We start from the raw sequence: 20,574 nt of genomic DNA on the forward strand, positions 1-20,574 counted from the left end.
GTAACAGCTAAAAATTATTGCAGTTACAAGCATTGTAGAACATTTCTTATCGCGGAGGCCGATTGCGTAGACTCCTGCGGGAACAGGGCGAGCCGAAGATCCATTTTTCAAAATAAAATGTATTTTGTTTTGAAAAATTAGGTCGAGTAAGCGGGAATGCGCATGAAATAAATTGTATTCCTCACTCCTCACAGAACCGTGCATGCGCTATTCACGCACACGGCTCTTCCTATCATCATTCACAGAATATAGGATATATGATATCTCAGATCATATATGCTCATTTTAATTACCGGTTTCGGCAACGGATATTTCTCTAGGAATAATCGAAACTTCTCCCAACTGAATGATTTCCGTTGACTCCTTCGATTCATCCATTTGAATAGTAGTTGTTCAATGCTGTTCAGAAAGTAGAGGACTTCTTTATAGTTATCCGTGATACAATAATAATTATAGTAGCCCTCTAGCGATTGTGTGATTCGGCGCATGATGTCTTGGATATCCCTCGTTCGATTTGCCTTTAGCCAAGCTTTATGTTGTTTAAGTTTGGCACGGATTTTCTTCTTGCTACTTTTCCGTTTCACACGGAACGTACCTTTCTTGCTTTTGCTACAATAGTGCGTAAAGCCAAGAAAATCGAACGTCGATGGTTTCCTCTGTCCGTTACGCTTTGCATCTTTCCAGGCATAAGGACCGAACGAGATAATCTTCGTTTTATCCTCTGCAATTTCTAGATGAAACTTACGTAACCTTTGAATCAGATTCGTGTAGAATCGGTTGGCATCTTCTTTGTATTGGAAACAACACACAAAGTCATCCGCATAGCGAACCATATAGGCTTGACCTCTACATTGTTTCTTTACAACTTTCTCAAACCATAGATCCAACACATAGTGAAGATAAATATTCGCTAGAACCGGTGAAATGTTGCCCCCTTGCGGGGTTCCTCGGTCTGTATCGATATATTTCCCCTCTTCCAAATAGCCAGCTTTTAGAAATCGGGCTATAATGCGAAGTAAGTTGGGATCGTTGATACGATCGTGGAGGCTCTTCATCGTCCAATCATGACTCACGTGATCAAAGAATCCTTTGATATCCGCATCTACTATATAATTGGTTTTCCGTTGTTCCATGTATACATTTAAGATCTTTAATGCATCATGGCAGTTTCTATTCGGACGAAAACCGAAGGAACAATCGAGAAAATCATTTTCGTAAATGGCATTCAAAATCTTCGTAATACCCTTTTGAACGATTTTATCTTCATGTTCGGGAATACCTAGTGGCCGTTTCTTGTTGGAACCTGGCTTATCGATATAGGTACGCTTTACCGGTACCGGTCGATAAGCCATTTTCTTCATTCGTTTCACTAGGCCTTCGATATTTTGGTCTAAATTCCCTTCGTACATTTCTTTGGTAGTGCCATTCACACCGGTTGCTTTACCTTTAGGTAATTGGTGATGGCACTGTTTCAAGTTACTTTCATTTAGTAAATGTACAAGAGAGGTAAAGACAAGCTTTTTATCCGATTTCGCCAATTCTGTTATCCTATTAAGTTTCGTTTCCATAATACGTTCCACCTCTGGGTATGGATTATGTTTCCCTATCAAGGGTGATGACAGGTAACGGCCTTTCCTCCATCGGCATTACCCAACTTCATCAGTACTACGCCGTTATCCGACTTCCTTTAGGCATTTGACAGCCCTCACTTTGTTATCGCTTGTTCGTCATTACTTTCTTTATCCGAAAGACCTAAAGGACCTCCCGAGTTACCGCAACATATCAATGTGTAACGTGCCAGGGTCTTCGACTCCGGAGAAGATAGCATTCTCTCACCTCTAACGAGAACCGTATTGTTGTCTTCTATGCTTCAGAACACATCGACCTTCTCATCTTTGGGGACATTTCGGAGCTCTATCCCTCAACCGTTATGGTTTTCCGGCCCGTTACCTAACTGTCTACGCTTAAAGGCAATGTGTTACCACTTGCCCTCCAAGACTCGCTACAAGTGAATGGTTAGTTCTTTCTTGGCGGGAATCCCACCCGCTATATGTTACGACCTATGCTCGGCCGCACCTGAGGCCGTCCCCGCGGAAAGCGCAGCAATCGGCCGGAGCGATTTGCAAGCACAATACTCATTTCAAAATAACCATGCCGTTTATTTCGTAGTAGCTTCCTAATATGCATAAAAATCCAAACGATTCAATTTCAATCGTTTGGATTTTTCTAATTATAACATTCTTTAGTTCTGGCCTCGTTCTTTTACATAATTTTTGATTTTGTTCTATCCCTTTACAGAACCTGCCGCAATACCCTCTACAATACGGTCACTTAATACTAAAAAGGCAATTAATACTGGTATGATACTTATCATTAGTGTAGCACCAATTGCACCCCAGTCTGTCGAATACTGACCAATAAAGTTTTGAATACCTACCGTTAAGGTCTTCCATTTATCTGAACTAATAAAGGTATTAACAAAAACGAATTCATTCCAGTTATAAATCATATTAATGATCGCTGTTGTTGCCATTACAGGTGTAGTCATCGGCAATGTAATTTGGAAAAATATCCGGTGTACAGAACAACCATCTACAACAGCGGCCTCTTCAATTTCTTTAGGTAAGGTATAATAGAAACCTAACAAAATCATAATCGTCAATGGTAAATTAAATGCTGTGTAAGCTAAAATTAAGGATAATGGGTGGTTCACTATATTCAGCTCTAGGAAAAATGAAAATAACGGAATTAGAGCGGAGTGAATCGGCACCATTAATCCGACCATAAATAGACCTAAAGTCAATTTATTTAACTTCCAATTCATACGGGTAATCGCAAATGTCACAAAACTAGCTAACAGTAATGTCAATATTACTGAAGTAACGGTAATCCATACACTGTTAAAAAAGTAGACATTTATATTACCATTTTCCCAAACATTCAGGTAATTCACCCATTGAGGATCCTGTGGTAAAGCAAAAGGTGATAAACCAAAGACTTCTGTATTTGTCTTTAATGAAAACATTGCAAGCCATATTAATGGATATAATTGAAAAAGGGCAACAACGATCAAGCATATATAGAGAAGAATCATCCCGATTCTAGCCAACATACTTTTTTCACTTTGCCCCCCGTTTTGAATCTGAGCCATCTGTCTTCCATCCTTCCTAGTATTGAACTTCATCTTCCGACGCAGTAAGTTTGCGGGTAATCCATGTCACAATTAACGTAATAATTAGTAAGAAAAAGGCAATTGCACTACCATAACCGAAATCAAAAGTATCAAATGCTTTTTTATACATGTAAGAGGCAATTACTTCACTTGCACCGTTTGGCCCTCCACCTGTCATAACGTAGATTAAATCAAAGTATTTTAATGATCCTACTATTGCTAATACGATGGTAACTTTTATAACACCAGAAATTAAAGGAACCTTAATTTTATATGCAATTTGAACTGGGTTAGCACCATCAATACGTGCTGCCTCGATTAGTTCTTCTGGAATACCTTTGAGTGCAGCATAATAAATGATGATATAAAAACCAGCATATTGCCAAAGTATGGCAACAAAAATTGCGTATAAAACTAAATCGGTGTCAGCTAACCAAGCTGGTGGATTCTCCATACCAAATGAAGTTAATAAGCTATTTAATACCCCATTATTTGGATCATAAATTTTCACCCATAACTGTGCGATCGCAACGGAGGAAAGCAACATGGGAATTAAATATATTTTTCTTAATAAATTGGAACCTTTTATTTTACCTGCTAATATCAAAGATACGATTAAATAGCCTGCTAAACTTATTGTTGAAAATATTGCTAACAAGAATGAGTGCCAAGCACTTTCCCAAAACTTCGCATCTTGAATTAATACTTTATAGTTTTCTAATCCGATAAATGTCATTTCTCCAATACCGTTCCATTCCATCAAGCCATAATACCCTGTTATTAGCATAGGCCCGTAGATAACAGCCATTACCAAAACAAGTGCTGGCAGAACGTATAAAGCAATGACTGCCTTATTTGACATTACCTTGTTCATCGCTATTGCTCCTTTATGTCGTAATATCGCCTTCGTTTTCCAATTCAACTGCACACTGCTTGTTAGTGTTTTAAGGCAGAAAAAGGACATATTCATCCTTGAAATATGTCCTTTTTCGCTCTTTTAATTATTCTCCTGAAGATATTGCTTCTTCATGATTTTGTGCAAATTCTTCAGGTGTAACAGCATCACCGAACAGTGCTTGGATCATATCCAAGTGCGTTTCCGCTGCAGCAGCACTTAACTGAACATCAGCATATAGCGTGATATTAGATGATTCATTTAAATCATTTAATACGTCTACATACATTTGTGGTAAATCTACACTTTCTGTATCCACTTTAGTTGCTGGAATAACACCTGCTTTTTCAACAGACTGTTCTCCCCATTTCTGTACGAAGAATGAAACAAACTCTTTTGCTTCGTCTTTTACTTCCGAGTTTTCAGCAACAAACATACCAACACCAGGACCACCGACAAAACTATCTCGATCACCTTTTCCACCTTCTACTAGTGGGAATTTCATATAATCGATTGAATCTTTAAATTCTTGTGAATTTTCTTCACTTGTTGTAAATTCAGGTAAATCCCATGATCCCATTAGATACATTGCTGCTTGTTCATTAAGGAAGTACCCTTTTGCTTCATCATTTCCTAAACCGTTATATCCATTTAGAAATGCTCCCATATCTACTAAGCTTTTCACTTCTTCTGCAGCTTCAATTAAAGCTGGATCTTCAAAACTTGCTTCACCTAGAATCGCATCATTTAATAATTCAGCTCCACCAATACGATCTGCTAGATACATATACCACATCGAACCAGTCCAACGATCTTTGTTACCAAGTGCGATAGGTGTTACACCATTATCTACTAATGTTTGAGAAACTTCTTTGAATTCTTCAAATGTTTCAGGTACCTCTACCCCATTTTCTTCAAAAATACGTTTGTTGTAATATAGAGGTGTAATGTTTAGCTCTAAAGGTAAACCATAAGTTGTTCCGTCTAAAGCATAAGCTTCTGCTGTACCAGGAACGAACATGTCATTTAGTGGTCCTTCTAATAAATCATCTAAAGAAGCAAACATATTACCGCTTACATATGGTTCTAAGAATCCTGCTGCCCAAGTCATACCAACATCAGGTAGTTCATTAGAAGTCGATAATACTTTTAATTTTTCTTTATATTGTTCATTACTTAAAATTTCTACTTCAACAGAAACACCTTCATTTTCTGCTTCAAAATCTGCGATAATCTCATTTACGATATCATGGTGTTGTTTTGAACTTCCTTCAGGCCATAAGTGCATAAACTCGATTGTTTTTTCTTCTCCGCTTGAATCGCTTTCATTTTCTTCACTGGTTGATTCTGAATCCGTGTTTTCTCCACCCGCTTCTTGATCACTGTCAGAATCTCCACCACATGCTGCAAGCGCAAACAATAAAACTAAAGCAAACGAAAATAATAATTTTTTCGATAGATCTTTCATTTGTGTATACCCCCATTTAGAATAAGTTTTTTAAGTACTCTTAAAGTGTAGCACCATGGGGATTTTCTCGTAAGGTAACAACGATTAGGTAAAATACCACTTATTTTAGGAATCGCTTACATTCTTTTTCCTAAACCCATTTGGTGTTGTGTTTTCAAACTGTTTAAATAGTTTAATGAAATATTTGGAGGTTTGATAACCGCTCTGCTCCGCAATTTCAGACACTGTCAGATTTGTTGAAAGTAGTAACTTTTTGGATTCTTGTATTCTTCTTCTTGTTAAATACTCACTAAATGTCACTTCTAACTCTTCTTTAAACAAAGCACTTAAATAACTGGCATTCAAATGTACTTCACTAGCAACTTTTTTTAATGTTAACTCTTGATTGAAATGCTGATCAATATAATCCATCGCTTCTTTAACACCCCTGTTATACTTACTTAACTGTTGCATCTCGATGAGTTTGTCATCTACTATTTTATTAAAAATACCTGTTTTCTCTCGTTGTTTATCAATATCCATGGCTCTCTCAATTGCTTCCATCAGTTTTTCTTTCGCTATCGGTTTTAACAAATAATTGACTACTCCTAGTTCTAGTGCCTCGTGTGCATATTCAAATTCTGAATAGGCAGAAATAACAATTACTACCGGATCTTGCGCCTTTTCTTTGAGTTGCTTTAATAACTCTAAACCTGAAACTTCAGGCATACGTATATCTGTTATAAGTACATGTATTTTTTCGTGATTAATAAGATCTAATGCCGCTTCAGCATTTTCTGCCGTGATGACTTGATATTGATGTTCGATAGATCTTTCAATTGTTTTCTTAATACCTTGTCGACTTCTAGGTTCATCATCTACCACGAGAATTACTTTTTCATTCACATTAACAACCTCCTTATACTGGAATTTCGAAACTTATCATGGTTCCTTTGCCCTCTTCACTTGTAATAGTAATCTCACGACATCTTTCCGACTCATAATACATCCTTAAGCGTTGTTGCACATTTTGCAAGGCTAGGCCATGTTTTTTTTGTTGATGCATACCGCCCTCCATCAATTTCTTCACTTCCGCTAATTTTTTATCGCTCATCCCTGGACCATTATCAGCTACTACGATTCTTAATCTATTAACATGAGGTATTTTTTCAATCGTTACAGTAATATGACTATTACCGACGACATTACCAGCTCCATGTAAGATCGCATTTTCTACAAAAGGTTGTACCATTAATTTAGGTATTTTTACATCTAACCATTCTGGATCGACATCTTTCTCCCAGTTTAGTCGGTCACCAAAACGCATTCGCATAATCTTCATATATCGTTCAATATGATCTAATTCTTCCTTAATTGTTACCCATTCATCTTGATTTTCTTTTGTTATCGTATATCGGAATAACTCTGACATTGCCAACACAACATTCGCAAGTTCTTCCTCCTCTTTTTCATCTAAAGACCAGTACAATGCATCTAACGTATTAAACAGAAAATGAGGATGAATTTGGGCCTGTAACGCTTTCAACTCGGTTCTATTTTTAATAATTTCCTTTTCATACACCATTTGCACTAAATAATTTGTCTCTTCTGCTAATTGATTATAAGTCTGATTTAATTCATTAATTTCATTCGTAGAATTCACAACAGGATTATGGGCAAGTACCCCTTCACCAGCTGTTCTCATCGTTTTAGTAAGTCTCGTGATCGGTTTTGTGATAAACGTAGACAAAAAGAATGACGAAATAAAAAAGATTATTAATCCAATAAGCCCAGCGATCAATATCCCTGACTGCACAGTAGAAATACCTGAGGTCAACTGATTGACTGGTGACAAGTTATACATCGTCCAGCCTGTTAATGGTGACGTTTCTTTAACTAACATATATTCTTGTTCATTAATATCGATCTTTTCAGATTCTGTTTCCAATATTTTTTCAAAATCTTCTCCATGATAATTACTAACAATTTTTTCATTCATTTCATCTACTAAAATAGTAATATCATCCGTTTCACCATTTTGTTGGTTAGGATTTAATTGGAAATAATTCCGATTGACTCGAGCGATAATATAACCACCATGCCTAAAATTATCGTCGATTAAATTAATTTGCCTGCCAACCAAAAAGTAGTTTTGGTCCAATGGGTCTTCACCCAACCATACTAATTGCCCGCCTTGATCATTTGCTCGAATAATCCAACGAGGATCAACTCGGTCTAATAAAACGGTAGAATCGATCGGAATAATTCTTTGGTATGCTTTATTGTATAACTCAATCGAATAAATACCGTCCGCATTTGCTTGAATTAAGTTAGTTGTACTTATTAACGACTGCCTATTATTGAACGAGGTTATCTCTCCTTTTGATTCCATTAATAAGGCATCTTGCACTTCTTCATTTGTTAACACTTGCTTTGTAACCATATTTAATTGTTCAAATAACGAATCATAACGTCCTGATGATTCAATTACTGTCTGTTTTATTTGCTCTTCTGCATTACCTTGTAGCAAATCCTCTACTAATATATAGGTGATTGTGCTTACAATAAATAAGACAATAAACATCACAAGTAAATAGACAACCAATAACTGGTTTCGTAACGTATTCCATTTTTTAATATAATTGACCATGTTTAACACTCCATGATTTGGTGTACTTTGTTTATTCGATATCCTAAGTAGTGGTATTATTATACTATGAATAGGCAATTCTGGAAAGTGAACTTTACTTTCAGAGGAGGATGAAGGGAAAATGCCGCGAAAAGGGAACTAGGTAGTCGGAGCGGTGGATACCTATACACTACATTTCAAAATGATTACTTTGATAAAAAATGCCTTGATACCGCGGATTATATGCTTTTCTTGCTAAAATAAAAACACTACGTTAATGATTTTTTAACGTAGTGCTTTTATTACTTCTAATCCTATTTCATTTAAATCAGTCACGTCTTGTTCGGATACATTACTATCGGTAATAATACGTTGCACATTTGATAGTGGAGACACATAGGCAAAAGCTTGGAGATGAAATTTTTGATGGTTTGCTAATATATACGTAGTATCTGCTATATCGATCATCTTTTGTTTCACTCTAGCTTGTTGTTCATTAGACTCACTAATCCCTTTTTCAAAATGAATTCCTTTACTCGACAAAAATGCTTTGTTTACATGATATAAATCAAGCGAACGCTCTGCTAAAGGCCCCACATAAGAAAGAGATTTAGCAAGCAGTGTCCCTCCTGTAGAAATAACGGTTACCTGATTCTTCTTACTTAATTCCAAAACAACATTAACAGCATTTGTTAAAACGGTAATTGGTATATTCGGCAAATTTTTTGCAACATACCATGCCGTTGTACTTGCATCTAACAAGATTTTATCTGACTCCACAATATGTTTAACGGCTTCTTGAGCTATCTCCCTTTTCTCCTCCACATACATTACTTCGCGTTCTTGAAAAGGAATTTCAGGTCCGTCATTAGTGACTTCAATACTGACTGCCCCACCATGACTGCGAGCTAACTTTTTCTCCTTTTCTAGCTTCTCTAAATCTCGACGAATGGTTTCATCTGTTACTGAAAAAAATTTCGCGAGCTCTGATACCCGAATACTTTTTTTCTGATTGACGACTTCTACAATTCGTTGATGTCTTTGCGCAACTAACATTCAATTCTCCTGCCTTCTTCATTCGAAACATTTCTATTACTGACTATATGGAATAATTAGCAATAATTCAAGTTATTCGTTAATCTAAGTGAAATACTTCTTGATCGATTAGATACATTTTCGGGTCACCTTTTTCATCCATTGCCAAAATATCACTCATATATTCTTGCCATTTGCGATTGGCAGGATTTGTTTCTAACTCTTTCATTGCTCGATGGTAATCATCTACTTCCATATAAGCATATAATTTGGTGCCATCCATAAAAATACTGTAATTACTAATTCCCACTTCTTTTAAAGCTTTCAATAATTCTGGATGGACTGCCTGGTGTCGTCTTTTATATTCCTCTTCCGAACCTTCTTTACATTCCATAATAAACATATAACGAGCCATACCTATCTCCTCCTTTATGATTGGAAACGCATACAAATAATTGTTTTGTTTTTATTTGTGTTTGTTTATAGTTTACCACAGATAAAAACAAAAACAAATAAAGAAACTGAGGCACAACATATTCACTCTGTACAAACAAGAACGATGTACTATGTATTGTTGCGTAATAACTGATGTGGTAATTTTGACATGATATGTGTGTTTAGCAACCGCTACGGCTTGTCCGCTTCCCTTTCCACGGGTTTTTACCTGAAGATCCACTTTTACAAGCGATCTTTGCTTGGAAAAGTTAGCTGAAGGGAAGAACCACTGCATAGAAAACACTACGAAAGCTTGCTTGAGTAGATGTTGCACTTGTGCCCGTGGTAAAAGGGAAGTGGGCAGCCAAAGCGGGTGTTAACTAGTTTAAACTATTTCAAAATTACCACTATAGTTTTACTACATAGTATTCTCCTAATGTGAAAGAACTTCATAAAATAGTACATTCTAATTATTGTTGATTTTTATTGTCGTTTGGGTTGTTGATTTATCCAATCATTTTTGTCTCAACTTCTGAAAAAGGTCTCTAAATAGTGGTAAACGCCTTGCTGGTCATTGGTGTATTCTGTCTGATCTTTCACTAAACTTTTAATTTGTTCTGTTGCGTTTTTCATGGCAACAGGATATCCCACATATTTCATCATTGGTATATCATTATTGCTATCTCCAATTGCCATTGTTTCTTTTGGATTAATTTGATAATGATCTAATAATGCTTGTATACCTGTTGATTTGTTGACATTTTCCACCATCACTTCTACATTATGAGCAGAAGATGAGGAAGTAGTAAAATCTTTTTGTTTTTTCATTTCTTCTAATATCCTAATCCATGCTTTCATTGTTTGGTAATCACTATGAAAGCAATACATTTTTGCATACTTTTGTTTTGGTAAGTTTTCCGTCCACAAAATATCATCCTTGATGGCAGCTTGTCTTTCTAACCATTCACTTATCTCAACTTCTTCAGGTTTAACACCACTGATCAAATGACTCATATAGGGTTGATCTTGTTTTAAAGCAAGCCTTTCTCCATCATTTGGATGTGCTTCATAGTAAATTTTATTTTCTCTGGCAGACTGTATTACGCTATCCACAAGTCCTGTGGATAAAGTATGTTCTAATAATTTTTCACCCTCCAGATACGTGATCATACCATTCGCTGTCACAAATCCATCTAATTCTATATTTCTCGGTGCAGAATCAAAGATCTCATTATACGAACGCCCAGTTACGATAAATATACGAATTCCACGTTTTCGAATCTGTTGAATAATATCTAATGTTTGTTCTGTTAATTGGTTCTGATTGTTTAGTAGTGTACCATCCATATCTAAACAAATAGCTTTAGGATAAAAAGTCATGTATTTGTCCCCCTTAATAGTTAGCAGAATCTATTATAGCATGAAGTCATAATTGAAGCAGTTGAAGTATTACTGATGGTTGCAGCTGTATAAAAACAAGCTCACAATAATTTGTGAGCTTGTTGAGGACATTATTATTTGGATGTATTAATGGGTTGTAAATTATCTTCAATTTCTTGTCTTTTTTCTTCTAAGAATGGTGGTAACGCGACACTCTCTCCAAGATGATTTACGTCCTCATCTGTAGCGAAGCCTGGTCCATCTGTCGCTAATTCGATTAAAATGCCGTTTGGTTCACGAAAATAGAGCGATTGAAAATAGTATCGATCTACTATACCTGAATTAGGTAGTCTCTCCTTGCTAATTTTATCCCGCCAATCAGCAAGTTCCTGTTCATCAGCAACACGGAAGGCGACATGATGTACACTACCTCGGCCAGGTCGTTCTTTTGATACATCCTTTTGCACTTCTACATGTACTTCTGCACCTGTGCCACCTTGGCCTGTTTCAAAAACTTGAACATCTGGTTGTCCTTTTTCATAACTTTGATATGAGCCGCTTTGACGAAAACCTAAGATATCTTGCAATACGCGTTTGGTTGGCGCTAAATCTGGCACAGTTAATCGTACAGGTCCTAAACCTGTAATCCCATATTCCTGTGGAACTGTACTTTTATCCCATGGCATCCCTGCCTCTACTCCTTGATTCGATTGATCGGAAACCAGTACCATTCGCTGTCCTTCATGATCTTGAAAAGGCAATACTTTTCGGTTAAATTGGTCAGAAATACCATCGTGAACAACATCGAATTGATCCAATCGTTGCTCCCAATACTGTAGTGCTTGATCATTTGCTACTCTTAACGATGTAAACGAAATGCTATTATTTCCTGGATATGTGTGGCCCGCTCCTTTAATTTCAAAAAAAGTTAAGTCTGTACCAGGGCGACCGACTTCATCTGCGTAAAATAGATGATACATACTTGGATCATCCTGATTAACCGTTTTTTTTACTAATCGCATCCCTAATAGATCTGTATAAAAATCATAATTTTTTTGTGCATTAGCTGTAATAGCTGAAACATGATGGATTCCTTTTAGCTCCATTTGTTATCCTCCTCGTTTACCAAAGATGTTAATTCTATTATATACGATTGATTATCTCGAATCCAAGATAAAGAGAGCTTTCTATTACTATTCTTGACTTTTCCGTGTTATTTGGTAAAATCTTTGTAAGTTAATACGTGTATTCACTACTAGGGGTGCCTATCAGTATAGGCTGAGAGGAAAGCGCTAAAAAGCTTTTCAACTCTTAAGGACCTGATCTGGTTTATGCCAGCGGAGGGAAGTAGCTAAACTACTAACATGGTATAGCCAGGTCCTTTTTTTAAAGGATCTGGTTTTTCTTTTCTCCTCGAAGGTCATGATTACACATTATTTTCAAAAAGGAGGAAAAAGAATGAATCGCACATTATTATTAACCACAATGGCTGTTTTTATTGCAATTGGTACAATTGGTTCGCAGTTCTTGTGGTTTCCGACTGGAATTGCTAAAGCATATCCTGTCCAACACGCTGTAAATGTAATGGCAGCTGTAACACTAGGACCAATTCCAGCTGTAATTATTGCCTTTATTATTGGTTTATTGCGAAATTTATTAGGACTCGGTACATTATTAGCTTTTCCAGGAGGAATGGTTGGCGCACTTCTTGCTGGAGTATTATATCAATGGACAAAAAAGCGTACATTAGCTGGGGTAGGTGAAATTATTGGAACTGGTGTGATTGGAGCATTATTATCCGTACCATACGCAAAAATTTTAATGGATACACCTGTTGGAGCTCTTGCTTTCTTACCTGGGTTTCTCGTCAGTAGTGTTACTGGAGCAATTATTGGTTTATTAATTTTATCCAGAGTAAAAAATACTTCAATCATGCAACAAGCGGTTTCGAACAAATAACAAAAAGCGACCATGATGATATGGTCGCTTTTTGCTAATCATTACCAAAGAATGCTTCGGCTTTTTCCAAATATACTTCTTGATCTGGTGTAAGATCATATTCTTCTTCGATTGCGTCAACCGGGCAAACTGCCATACAAGCACCACAATCGATACATACATCTGGATCTATATAAAATTGATCTGGACCTTCCTCAATACAATCTACTGGACAAACCGTTGTACATTCTCCAGACTTCTCCATCTGACACGGTTCTGTTATAACAAATGCCATTCTCATATCCCCCTAGATAGTTTCGAACTACCTTATAGAATAAAGCATTCTCGACAAAAAATGCAAGTGTTTCAGCCTATTATTTAATCATAATATATTTTGGTGGGTTTAATTTAAAGTAATAGCTATTAAGGAAGCATAATTTATTTTGTATTTGATCACTTATGTGTTCATATGTCATTCTTCACGGGAATTGCCTTTCTCTTAACGGGAATTCTCCTCCTGTAGACGGGAATTATATCGTAGTTGACGGGAAAAAAGGTTAATTCCCGTCAAGCGCAGCCTATTTCCCGTCTACAGCTTCACTATTCCCGTGAAGAACCGAATAAGCGGATTTAGTGATTTTGTGACGTTAAAAAGTATCTAGCTGAATGCTAGATACTTTTAGTCTGTTACCTTTTATTAAAAGTATCTGGATCAGGTCCGATACGTTCATCTTTATTCATGTCTGCAATCAGCTTCATTTCTTCGTCCGTTAATTCAAAATCAAAAACATCTGCATTATCATGAATACGATGCTGCTTAACCGACTTCGGAATCGTTACAACACCTTGTTGGAGATCCCAACGCAAAATGACTTGAGCTGTTGACTTTCCATGACGTTTTGCAATATCGGTTAAGGTTGGATCCGCTAAGACTTGACCTTGTTTTAATGGAGACCATGCCTCAAGTTGAATATTATGCTGTTTACAAAACGCATGTAAGCTTTCTTGCTGAAGATGTGGATGGTATTCTACTTGATTCACCATTGGTACGACTTCAGCTTCTTTTAATAAATCTTCTATATGATGTTCATTAAAGTTACTGACACCAATTGCACGGATTTTACCATCCTTATATAACTTCTCCATCGCTTTCCATGCTTCTTTATATTTGTTTTGCTCAGGAACTGGCCAATGGATGAGATAGAGATCCAAATATTCTAAACCTAATTTGTCTAAACTTGTTTGAAGAGCTTGTAGAGCATCATCATATGCTTGATCTGCATTCCATAATTTTGAGGTAATAAATAACTCCTCGCGGGGAATGCCAGAATCTTTGATCGCCTTACCTACACCTTCTTCATTTTTATAAATTGCTGCCGTGTCAATGCTTTTATAACCGTGTTCTAAGGCCCATTTAACCGAATTATAAACCTCTTCACCGTCTTCTACTTGAAAAACACCAAGACCGAACCATGGCATTTTCACGCCATTATGCAATGTTGTTGTTGATTGTAGATTGTTTACCAAAATAATTCCTCCTTGATTACTTTTACTGTACTATGTCATTTTCCCTGAATACTACTATTTTAATCATGATTTATTAAAATCTGATGGATCTTATAGTGTTTGTATTGGGAAAGGGCTGCATTTTTAATAAACTTACTTGGCTCCCCGATTGAAAATAATGAGAGCTCATGCATTGCTCTAGTACATGCTGTATAGAATAAGTTACGTTCTAACTCATCATGAAAATTACGGTCTGAAGCATCAACAATGATAACCGCATCAAATTCTATTCCTTTTGCAAGGTAAGCAGGTATTACCACGATACCTTTGCCAAAGATATGGGTTTCCTGTGTGATTAATTCGATTTCCAAGCGATCTTTCATTTGATGATAGATTGCTTTACATTCTCCAAGTGTTTTCCCTATGAGAGCAATCGTTTCATGACCTTGCTGCTGATAGTATTCGATTTGTTCAATAATTTTTTCATTTGCTATTTCTTGTTGCTCTACTTCTAGCAAAGTTGGTAGGTTACCTTCCCTTTCAAAAGGTTCAATTAATTCGCCATTAGGCATAAAGGATTTTGTGAATTGAACGATCGGTTTAGTAGAGCGATAACTTCTGGTTAAGACGATTTTTTCATGTTTTTCTTGCCACTTATCTGACAATAATGTTTCATCTTTTAAAGCATGCGCATAGATAGCTTGATTAATATCTCCCAATAATGTCATACGACTGACTGGGAACATTTTTTTCATTAACGAAAACTGGAAAGGGGTATAATCTTGTGCTTCATCGACAAACAAATGTTGAATCGCTCTTTGGGCATCAAATCCTAAAATACTTTTTTCAAAATAAATATAAGCTGGCGCATCTTCCCACGTTAAAAATTTTCGTTTTAAATCTTCGTCCGTTATTCGACATATTTCTTCCCATTCACTCGGTAATGATTCACTGGCATTAGCTGACCAATTCGCATTAGAAAATAGCTGACGAAATGTTTTTAAAGGATCAACAAATGCTAATTGCTTCACCTTTTTCCGTAAAGGACGAAGGCGCCATGCGACTACCCGCTTCCGCAATAGTTCTTCTTCACGATCATAATCATTAAAGGAATCTTCCGAAAAACGATTTTCTTCTTGCAATGTCTGATGGACATCTACATAGTCTGCCTTATCCAATAATTCACTTTCTTCTAATACCCAATCTTTCTCTCTTTCGATATGTTCTAATTTCTTTAATTGATATAAAATCCAGTTTGCCACTTTTTCTAACCGATCAGGGATTGATAGGTTTTGTTCTGTTTGATAAAAATATTTCTTAATCGTTTCCTTTGGTATCACCGTTTTTCCTCTAAACGTGATGTTACGAAACACTAATCCCTTTTTAGACAGCATAGCTAAGAAATGATCAATCACTTCCTTATAAGCGAGACTTGCTTTATAATGCATTGCTTCTACTCTTGCTTGATATCTTTCATCTTGTTTCTGTAAATAAAATTCCATTTGCTCAAATGGTGTTTCCAAACGAAAGCTATCGTCTAATTGACGGTGTAAATACTGATAAAATGTCATTTGTTGCATGTTATCCTCACCAAGTTCTGGCAGGACTGTGGCAACGTAACTATTGAATAACGGGTTTGGTGAAAAAAGCACAATTTGTTCTGAGGTCAACGTTTCTCTGTAACGGTATAATAAATACGCCACTCGTTGCAAAGCTGCAGACGTTTTTCCGCTACCAGCTACACCTTGAACAATCAGTACTTTCGCTTTTTCATTACGAATAATCTGATTTTGTTCCCTTTGAATGGTTGATACGATACTCTTCATTTTAGTATTGGCTTGATTTCCTAATACAGATTGTAATAAGTGGTCGCCAATTGTTAAGCCCGTATCAAACATTCCCTTTAATTCACCATTTCGTATCATATATTGACGTTTTAATGTTATTTCCCCGGAAATATTTTCGTCAATTGTGTCATAACTTGCTGGTCCTGGTGGAAAATCGTAATACATACTCGAAATCGGTGCTCGCCAGTCATAGACAAGGAAATTTTCATCATTCTCATCCATTACGGATGCCAAACCAATATATATTGGTTGTTCCGTCGATTCATTTTTTTCTTTAAAATCGATTCTTCCGAAATATGGCTTTTCTTTTAATCGATTTAAAATGTCTAATCGCTCACTAATTTGTCCATGACTTCTTTCACGTTCTGAAAGAAATTCTGCTTGTTGTTTTATACTAGCTTCTGTTTCTATTTTATCGTCCATTTCTTCTATATTTACGGTGACATCTTCCCAAAAGTCACGCCTAATATCAATGACATCTTCTTTTAAATGCTTAACCCGGGATCTTAATGCCGTCATTTTTTTCGTTATTTCTTGTACTACATCTGTTACGCGTTTCTTTTCGTGTTGCCAGTCTTTATCCTCTTGACTGTCTGTCACTGATTCCACCTCCATGACATCTATCTGTTGTTATATAGTATATTCCAAAAATTTAAAACTATATGATTTGTCACTCATTCACTTTCTGTGTTGAGACTAGATTAGCATAAAAACCTTTTTCTTTCATTAATGACGAATGGTTGCCACTTTCAATGATTTGACCCTCATCTAAAACAAGAATAATATCAGCCTTCTCAATCGTATTCAAGCGATGAGCAATTACAAAGCTCGTCTTGCCTTTCATTAGTTTTTCTAAAGCATCTGTAATTTTGATTTCCGTAATCGTATCGATACTGCTCGTTGCTTCATCTAATATAAGTATCGTTGGATTAGCAAGCATTGCGCGAGCGATAGCGATTAACTGGCGTTGCCCTTGACTGATACCTTGGCCGTTTCCTTCTAATAATGTATCATATTGTTTAGGCAATTGTTCAATAAAAGAATGTGCATTTGCTAATCTTGACGCCTCTTCTACTTCTTGATCAGTAGCATCGAGATTTCCATAACGGATATTCTCTCTAATCGATGTCTCAAATAAATACGAATCTTGTAAAACCATGCCCAAGTGGTTTCTAATACTTTTATTCGTTAGAGTTTTCATCGATTGGCCATCTAATAAGATCTCACCGCTCACTTCTTCAAAAAACCTTGCTAATAATGAAATAATTGTTGTTTTCCCCGCACCAGTTGGTCCAACTAATGCAACGGTTTGACCTGGTTTGGCATGGAAGGAAATATCAGTTAGAACATCTTCATCTTTATATGCAAAAGTTACATTACGAAAGACAATGTCTCCTTTTACCTGTTTAATATCTTTTTTAGCTTTATCGAGTTCTTCTTCTTCCTGGTCCATGACTTCAAACGCGCGTTCTGCTCCAGCTACTGCCGATAAAATCGTGTTAAACTGGTTTGCTAAATCATTTAGTGGTCTAGTAAATTGACGAGCATATGTCGTAAACGTCACAATGATCCCAATCGTAATAGAAGTAGCATTGCTAGATAGGACAATCCAACCACCTAGCCCGACAATAATAGCAAAGCTGAAATTGTTTAAACTATTCATTAATTTTGGAATAAAGCCCGAATACACTTGTGCCCAGTATCCCACTTTTCTTAATTGTTCGTTACGGGTACGATACTGCTCGATCACTCGATGTTCTTGATGGAAGAGCTTCACCATCGAATGGCCGGAAAGGGTTTCTTCAAGAAATCCTGTCATGTCACCTAATTCTTTCTGTTGCTCTTTAAAATAATAACTCGTACGATTCGTAATCCATTTCATACCGAAATACATTAATGGAACAATCGCTACCGTCATCAATGTTAGTAACGGACTTAACCATAGCATCACGGCTAGTGTACCAATTAAGGTGAGAATACTTGTCGATAGTTGAATAACCGCAGTATTGAGCGTACGACTCACATTTTCAATATCATTGGTTAAGCGGCTCATCAAATCACCGCTTTGCGATTTTTGAAATTGAATTACTGGCAACCGTAACACATGCTCAAATAAATCTTTACGCATCGCATAAACGGTTTTTTGGGACACATCGATCATCCAGTAATTTTGTAATGCCAAGGTAACCGAATGCAATATGAATACCATAGCCAGAATAATTAAGATCGTTGTAAAAGAAAATACAAACTCTGAACCTGTCATTACATCAACTGCAACCCCTATAAAATACGGGCCTAACAACGATAAAACAGAACTTATAAAAACCATTGCTAATACTAACCAAAACATCGCTTTATCAGTTTCGATGTAGCTCCATATCCGTGTAATCGTTGCTCTGAAATTTTTAACTTTAGGCTTTTTTCCAATAGGTGGATGATGCCTTGATGAAGGTTGGGGTGCTTTAACATCTGTTTTATTCGTTTTCATCAAGCATCACCTCTTCTTTTTGTTGTGAACGCCAGATTTTTTGGTAAAGCGAGTTGGACTCTACTAATTGTTTATGTTTACCAATTCCTGCTATGTTACCTTTTTCTAAGACAATGATCTGATCAGCATCCAACACCGAACTGATTTTCTGGGAGACAATGAACGTTGTACAGCGTCTGTATCTAATCGCACGTAATACTCGTGATTCCGTGGTTGCATCAAGTGCGCTAGTACTGTCATCTAATAATAGAATTTGAGGATTATCTGCTAAGGCTCTTGCTATTGATAATCGTTGCTTTTGTCCTCCTGATAAATTTACTCCTCTTTGGCCGATTAATGTATGATAGTCATTTGGTAACGTCATAATAAAATCATGTAATTGTGCTTCTTTGGCAACTTTTATGACTTGGTCAAAAGCTAAATGTTCATTACCCCATGTAATGTTTTCTTGAATAGTACCTGAGAATAAGAACCCTTCTTGGGGTACTAAGGTCACATCATGCCTCACCGTATTTCCTAATTGTTTCAAAGGATAACCATCTATATAGATATCTCCTTTTGACGGATAATATAAATAAGGAATAAGATTTAGTAATGTGGTCTTTCCTGATCCTGTTTCCCCTATAATCCCGATTTTTTCACCTGACCGTACGTCAAAACTAATATCTTTTAGTACATTATGTTCTATTGTTGGATATTGGAAGGATACCTTTTCAAAACGGACATCCCCTTTTAACATTTTCCTATTTTGATTGAGATTGACAATGTCATCTTTTGGTTGATCCAAGATATCATTGATCCTTTTAGCTGAAGCTCTACCACGAGATACATTCATTAATAAAAATGAAAAGACACCAAACGAAGCTAGCATTCTTGTTGCATAGTTAATAACGGCGACAACTTCACCTGCTTGAGCGGTCCCTGCATCTAATTGAATGTACCCTAACCATAACAAGCCGATCATCGCGATATTCATAATCAGCATTACAATAGGCATAACGAATTCCATCACCCATAATGCCTGTTTATTTTTATCCTTCAAAGTAGTATTAATACTAGCGAATCGGTTATTTTCAAATGTCATCCGATGAAATGCTTTTACAAGTTTAATGGCCAACAAATTTTCTCTGATCACGTTATTAACTTGATCAATTCGCTCTTGAACTTGTCTGAATAGTCGCATCCCTCTGATCATTAACCAAAACATAACGATCATTAATAGTGGTATCGTAGCCAACAAGATAAATGCTAACGGTATATTCAATGTAAAAGACATCACAATACCAAAAATAATAAATAATGGTGCTCGGAGCATAATACGCATAAACGCAAATAATAGATTCTGCACCTGTGTCACATCATTCGTCATTCTCGTCAGCAATGTAGATGTTGCAAATTGCTGAATTTTCATCGCAGAGAACATTTGAACATTGCGAAACATATCTCTTCGTAAATCATGTCCAACACCTTGGCTCACTTCCGCAGCAAAAAAAGAACTTGCAATACCAGCCGTAAATGCTAACAATGTCAGACCTACTAAAATTGCACCATAAATATAAATGGTGCTCATATCTTCTGATAGAATACCATCATCTATTATTTTCGCCATCAAAATCGGTTGGATAAGTTCCACTATTAATTCTACGATCATTAAAGTTAGCGCAATAACCATTGCTTTTCGATATGTATCCGCATATTTAAAGATTGTCTTCATTATGTGCCTCCATTGTATCACGGTGTCGTCTGCCAGAATTCAGACTTCAACTAATACACGGTATTTAAAGTTGGGCTTAATAGCTCTA

The 20,574-nt window shown here is 36.4% G+C and carries 16 protein-coding genes and 1 riboswitch; of the genes, 1 reads left to right on the forward strand and 15 read right to left on the reverse strand.

Annotated elements, in window-relative coordinates; genetic code table 11:
• Positions 1 to 239: 239 nt before the first annotated feature.
• The 10 genes from ltrA to BN3107_RS17270 all read right to left on the reverse strand — a co-directional run bounded on the left by ltrA (position 240) and on the right by BN3107_RS17270 (position 12,099).
• The gene (gene ltrA / locus BN3107_RS17225) at positions 240 to 1,568 is read right to left on the reverse strand and encodes a group II intron reverse transcriptase/maturase (RefSeq protein WP_058308850.1); all 1,329 of its coding nucleotides are present in this window, start codon (positions 1,566 to 1,568) and stop codon (positions 240 to 242) included.
• 716 nt (positions 1,569 to 2,284) lie between these two features.
• Complete coding sequence (locus tag BN3107_RS17230; protein WP_058308851.1) at positions 2,285 to 3,151, reverse strand: carbohydrate ABC transporter permease; 867 nt, start codon at positions 3,149 to 3,151, stop codon at positions 2,285 to 2,287.
• Positions 3,152 to 3,167: 16 nt separating this feature from the next.
• The gene (locus BN3107_RS17235; RefSeq protein WP_058308852.1) at positions 3,168 to 4,046 is read right to left on the reverse strand and encodes a carbohydrate ABC transporter permease; all 879 of its coding nucleotides are present in this window, start codon (positions 4,044 to 4,046) and stop codon (positions 3,168 to 3,170) included.
• Positions 4,047 to 4,173: 127 nt separating this feature from the next.
• On the reverse strand, positions 4,174 to 5,535 hold the full coding sequence (locus BN3107_RS17240) for an extracellular solute-binding protein (RefSeq protein ID WP_058308853.1): 1,362 nt from the start codon (positions 5,533 to 5,535) through the stop codon (positions 4,174 to 4,176).
• A gap of 105 nt (positions 5,536 to 5,640) precedes the next feature.
• Entirely contained in the window at positions 5,641 to 6,420 is a 780-nt protein-coding gene (locus tag BN3107_RS17245; protein ID WP_058308854.1) for a response regulator transcription factor, read from the reverse strand.
• A gap of 13 nt (positions 6,421 to 6,433) precedes the next feature.
• Positions 6,434 to 8,164, reverse strand: a complete 1,731-nt coding sequence (locus BN3107_RS17250; protein ID WP_058308855.1) for a sensor histidine kinase — start codon at positions 8,162 to 8,164, stop codon at positions 6,434 to 6,436.
• A gap of 264 nt (positions 8,165 to 8,428) precedes the next feature.
• Positions 8,429 to 9,199: a DeoR/GlpR family DNA-binding transcription regulator gene (locus BN3107_RS17255; RefSeq protein WP_058308856.1), complete on the reverse strand. Its 771-nt coding sequence runs from the start codon at positions 9,197 to 9,199 to the stop codon at positions 8,429 to 8,431.
• Between the two features lie 79 nt (positions 9,200 to 9,278).
• Positions 9,279 to 9,593 (reverse strand): L-rhamnose mutarotase, encoded by a 315-nt coding sequence (locus BN3107_RS17260; RefSeq protein ID WP_058308857.1) that lies wholly within the window; start codon positions 9,591 to 9,593, stop codon positions 9,279 to 9,281.
• Positions 9,594 to 10,138: 545 nt separating this feature from the next.
• Positions 10,139 to 10,993, reverse strand: coding sequence for a Cof-type HAD-IIB family hydrolase (locus tag BN3107_RS17265; RefSeq protein ID WP_058308858.1), 855 nt, complete (start codon positions 10,991 to 10,993; stop codon positions 10,139 to 10,141).
• Between the two features lie 134 nt (positions 10,994 to 11,127).
• Positions 11,128 to 12,099, reverse strand: coding sequence for a ring-cleaving dioxygenase (locus BN3107_RS17270; protein WP_058308859.1), 972 nt, complete (start codon positions 12,097 to 12,099; stop codon positions 11,128 to 11,130).
• Positions 12,100 to 12,240: 141 nt separating this feature from the next.
• Positions 12,241 to 12,356: riboswitch (TPP riboswitch) on the forward strand.
• Between the two features lie 95 nt (positions 12,357 to 12,451).
• Here BN3107_RS17270 and thiW point away from each other — a divergent pair.
• Entirely contained in the window at positions 12,452 to 12,952 is a 501-nt protein-coding gene (gene thiW / locus BN3107_RS17275) for an energy coupling factor transporter S component ThiW (protein ID WP_058308860.1), read from the forward strand.
• Positions 12,953 to 12,986: 34 nt separating this feature from the next.
• On the opposite strand, the gene BN3107_RS17280 is transcribed toward thiW, so the two are convergent.
• The 5 genes from BN3107_RS17280 to BN3107_RS17300 all read right to left on the reverse strand — a co-directional run bounded on the left by BN3107_RS17280 (position 12,987) and on the right by BN3107_RS17300 (position 20,486).
• Positions 12,987 to 13,226 carry a DUF362 domain-containing protein gene (locus BN3107_RS17280; protein WP_058308861.1) on the reverse strand — a complete coding sequence of 80 codons (240 nt, stop codon included), beginning with the start codon at positions 13,224 to 13,226 and terminating at the stop codon, positions 12,987 to 12,989.
• 392 nt (positions 13,227 to 13,618) lie between these two features.
• Complete coding sequence (locus tag BN3107_RS17285) at positions 13,619 to 14,461, reverse strand: aldo/keto reductase (RefSeq protein ID WP_058308862.1); 843 nt, start codon at positions 14,459 to 14,461, stop codon at positions 13,619 to 13,621.
• 56 nt (positions 14,462 to 14,517) lie between these two features.
• Positions 14,518 to 16,884 (reverse strand): RNA polymerase recycling motor HelD, encoded by a 2,367-nt coding sequence (helD, locus tag BN3107_RS17290; RefSeq protein ID WP_231735386.1) that lies wholly within the window; start codon positions 16,882 to 16,884, stop codon positions 14,518 to 14,520.
• Positions 16,885 to 16,954: 70 nt separating this feature from the next.
• Entirely contained in the window at positions 16,955 to 18,772 is a 1,818-nt protein-coding gene (locus tag BN3107_RS17295; protein WP_058308864.1) for an ABC transporter ATP-binding protein, read from the reverse strand.
• Positions 18,759 to 20,486 carry an ABC transporter ATP-binding protein gene (locus BN3107_RS17300; RefSeq protein ID WP_058308865.1) on the reverse strand — a complete coding sequence of 576 codons (1,728 nt, stop codon included), beginning with the start codon at positions 20,484 to 20,486 and terminating at the stop codon, positions 18,759 to 18,761. The genes BN3107_RS17295 and BN3107_RS17300 overlap by 14 nt, the downstream gene beginning before the upstream one ends.
• Between the last annotated feature and the right edge of the window lie 88 nt (positions 20,487 to 20,574).

This window comes from Gracilibacillus massiliensis (assembly GCF_001458115.1).
Classification (GTDB): Bacteria; Bacillota; Bacilli; order Bacillales; family Amphibacillaceae; genus Gracilibacillus; species Gracilibacillus massiliensis.

Coding starts and splice junctions, on each gene's coding strand:
- ltrA (WP_058308850.1), bottom strand. CDS start 1,568: ATGGAAACGAAACTTAATAGGATAACAGAATTGGCGAAATCGGATAAA.
- BN3107_RS17230 (WP_058308851.1), bottom strand. CDS start 3,151: ATGGCTCAGATTCAAAACGGGGGGCAAAGTGAAAAAAGTATGTTGGCT.
- BN3107_RS17235 (WP_058308852.1), bottom strand. CDS start 4,046: ATGAACAAGGTAATGTCAAATAAGGCAGTCATTGCTTTATACGTTCTG.
- BN3107_RS17240 (WP_058308853.1), bottom strand. CDS start 5,535: ATGAAAGATCTATCGAAAAAATTATTATTTTCGTTTGCTTTAGTTTTA.
- BN3107_RS17250 (WP_058308855.1), bottom strand. CDS start 8,164: ATGGTCAATTATATTAAAAAATGGAATACGTTACGAAACCAGTTATTG.
- BN3107_RS17255 (WP_058308856.1), bottom strand. CDS start 9,199: ATGTTAGTTGCGCAAAGACATCAACGAATTGTAGAAGTCGTCAATCAG.
- BN3107_RS17260 (WP_058308857.1), bottom strand. CDS start 9,593: ATGGCTCGTTATATGTTTATTATGGAATGTAAAGAAGGTTCGGAAGAG.
- BN3107_RS17265 (WP_058308858.1), bottom strand. CDS start 10,993: ATGACTTTTTATCCTAAAGCTATTTGTTTAGATATGGATGGTACACTA.
- BN3107_RS17270 (WP_058308859.1), bottom strand. CDS start 12,099: ATGGAGCTAAAAGGAATCCATCATGTTTCAGCTATTACAGCTAATGCA.
- thiW (WP_058308860.1), top strand. CDS start 12,452: ATGAATCGCACATTATTATTAACCACAATGGCTGTTTTTATTGCAATT.
- BN3107_RS17280 (WP_058308861.1), bottom strand. CDS start 13,226: ATGGCATTTGTTATAACAGAACCGTGTCAGATGGAGAAGTCTGGAGAA.
- BN3107_RS17295 (WP_058308864.1), bottom strand. CDS start 18,772: ATGAAAACGAATAAAACAGATGTTAAAGCACCCCAACCTTCATCAAGG.
- BN3107_RS17300 (WP_058308865.1), bottom strand. CDS start 20,486: ATGAAGACAATCTTTAAATATGCGGATACATATCGAAAAGCAATGGTT.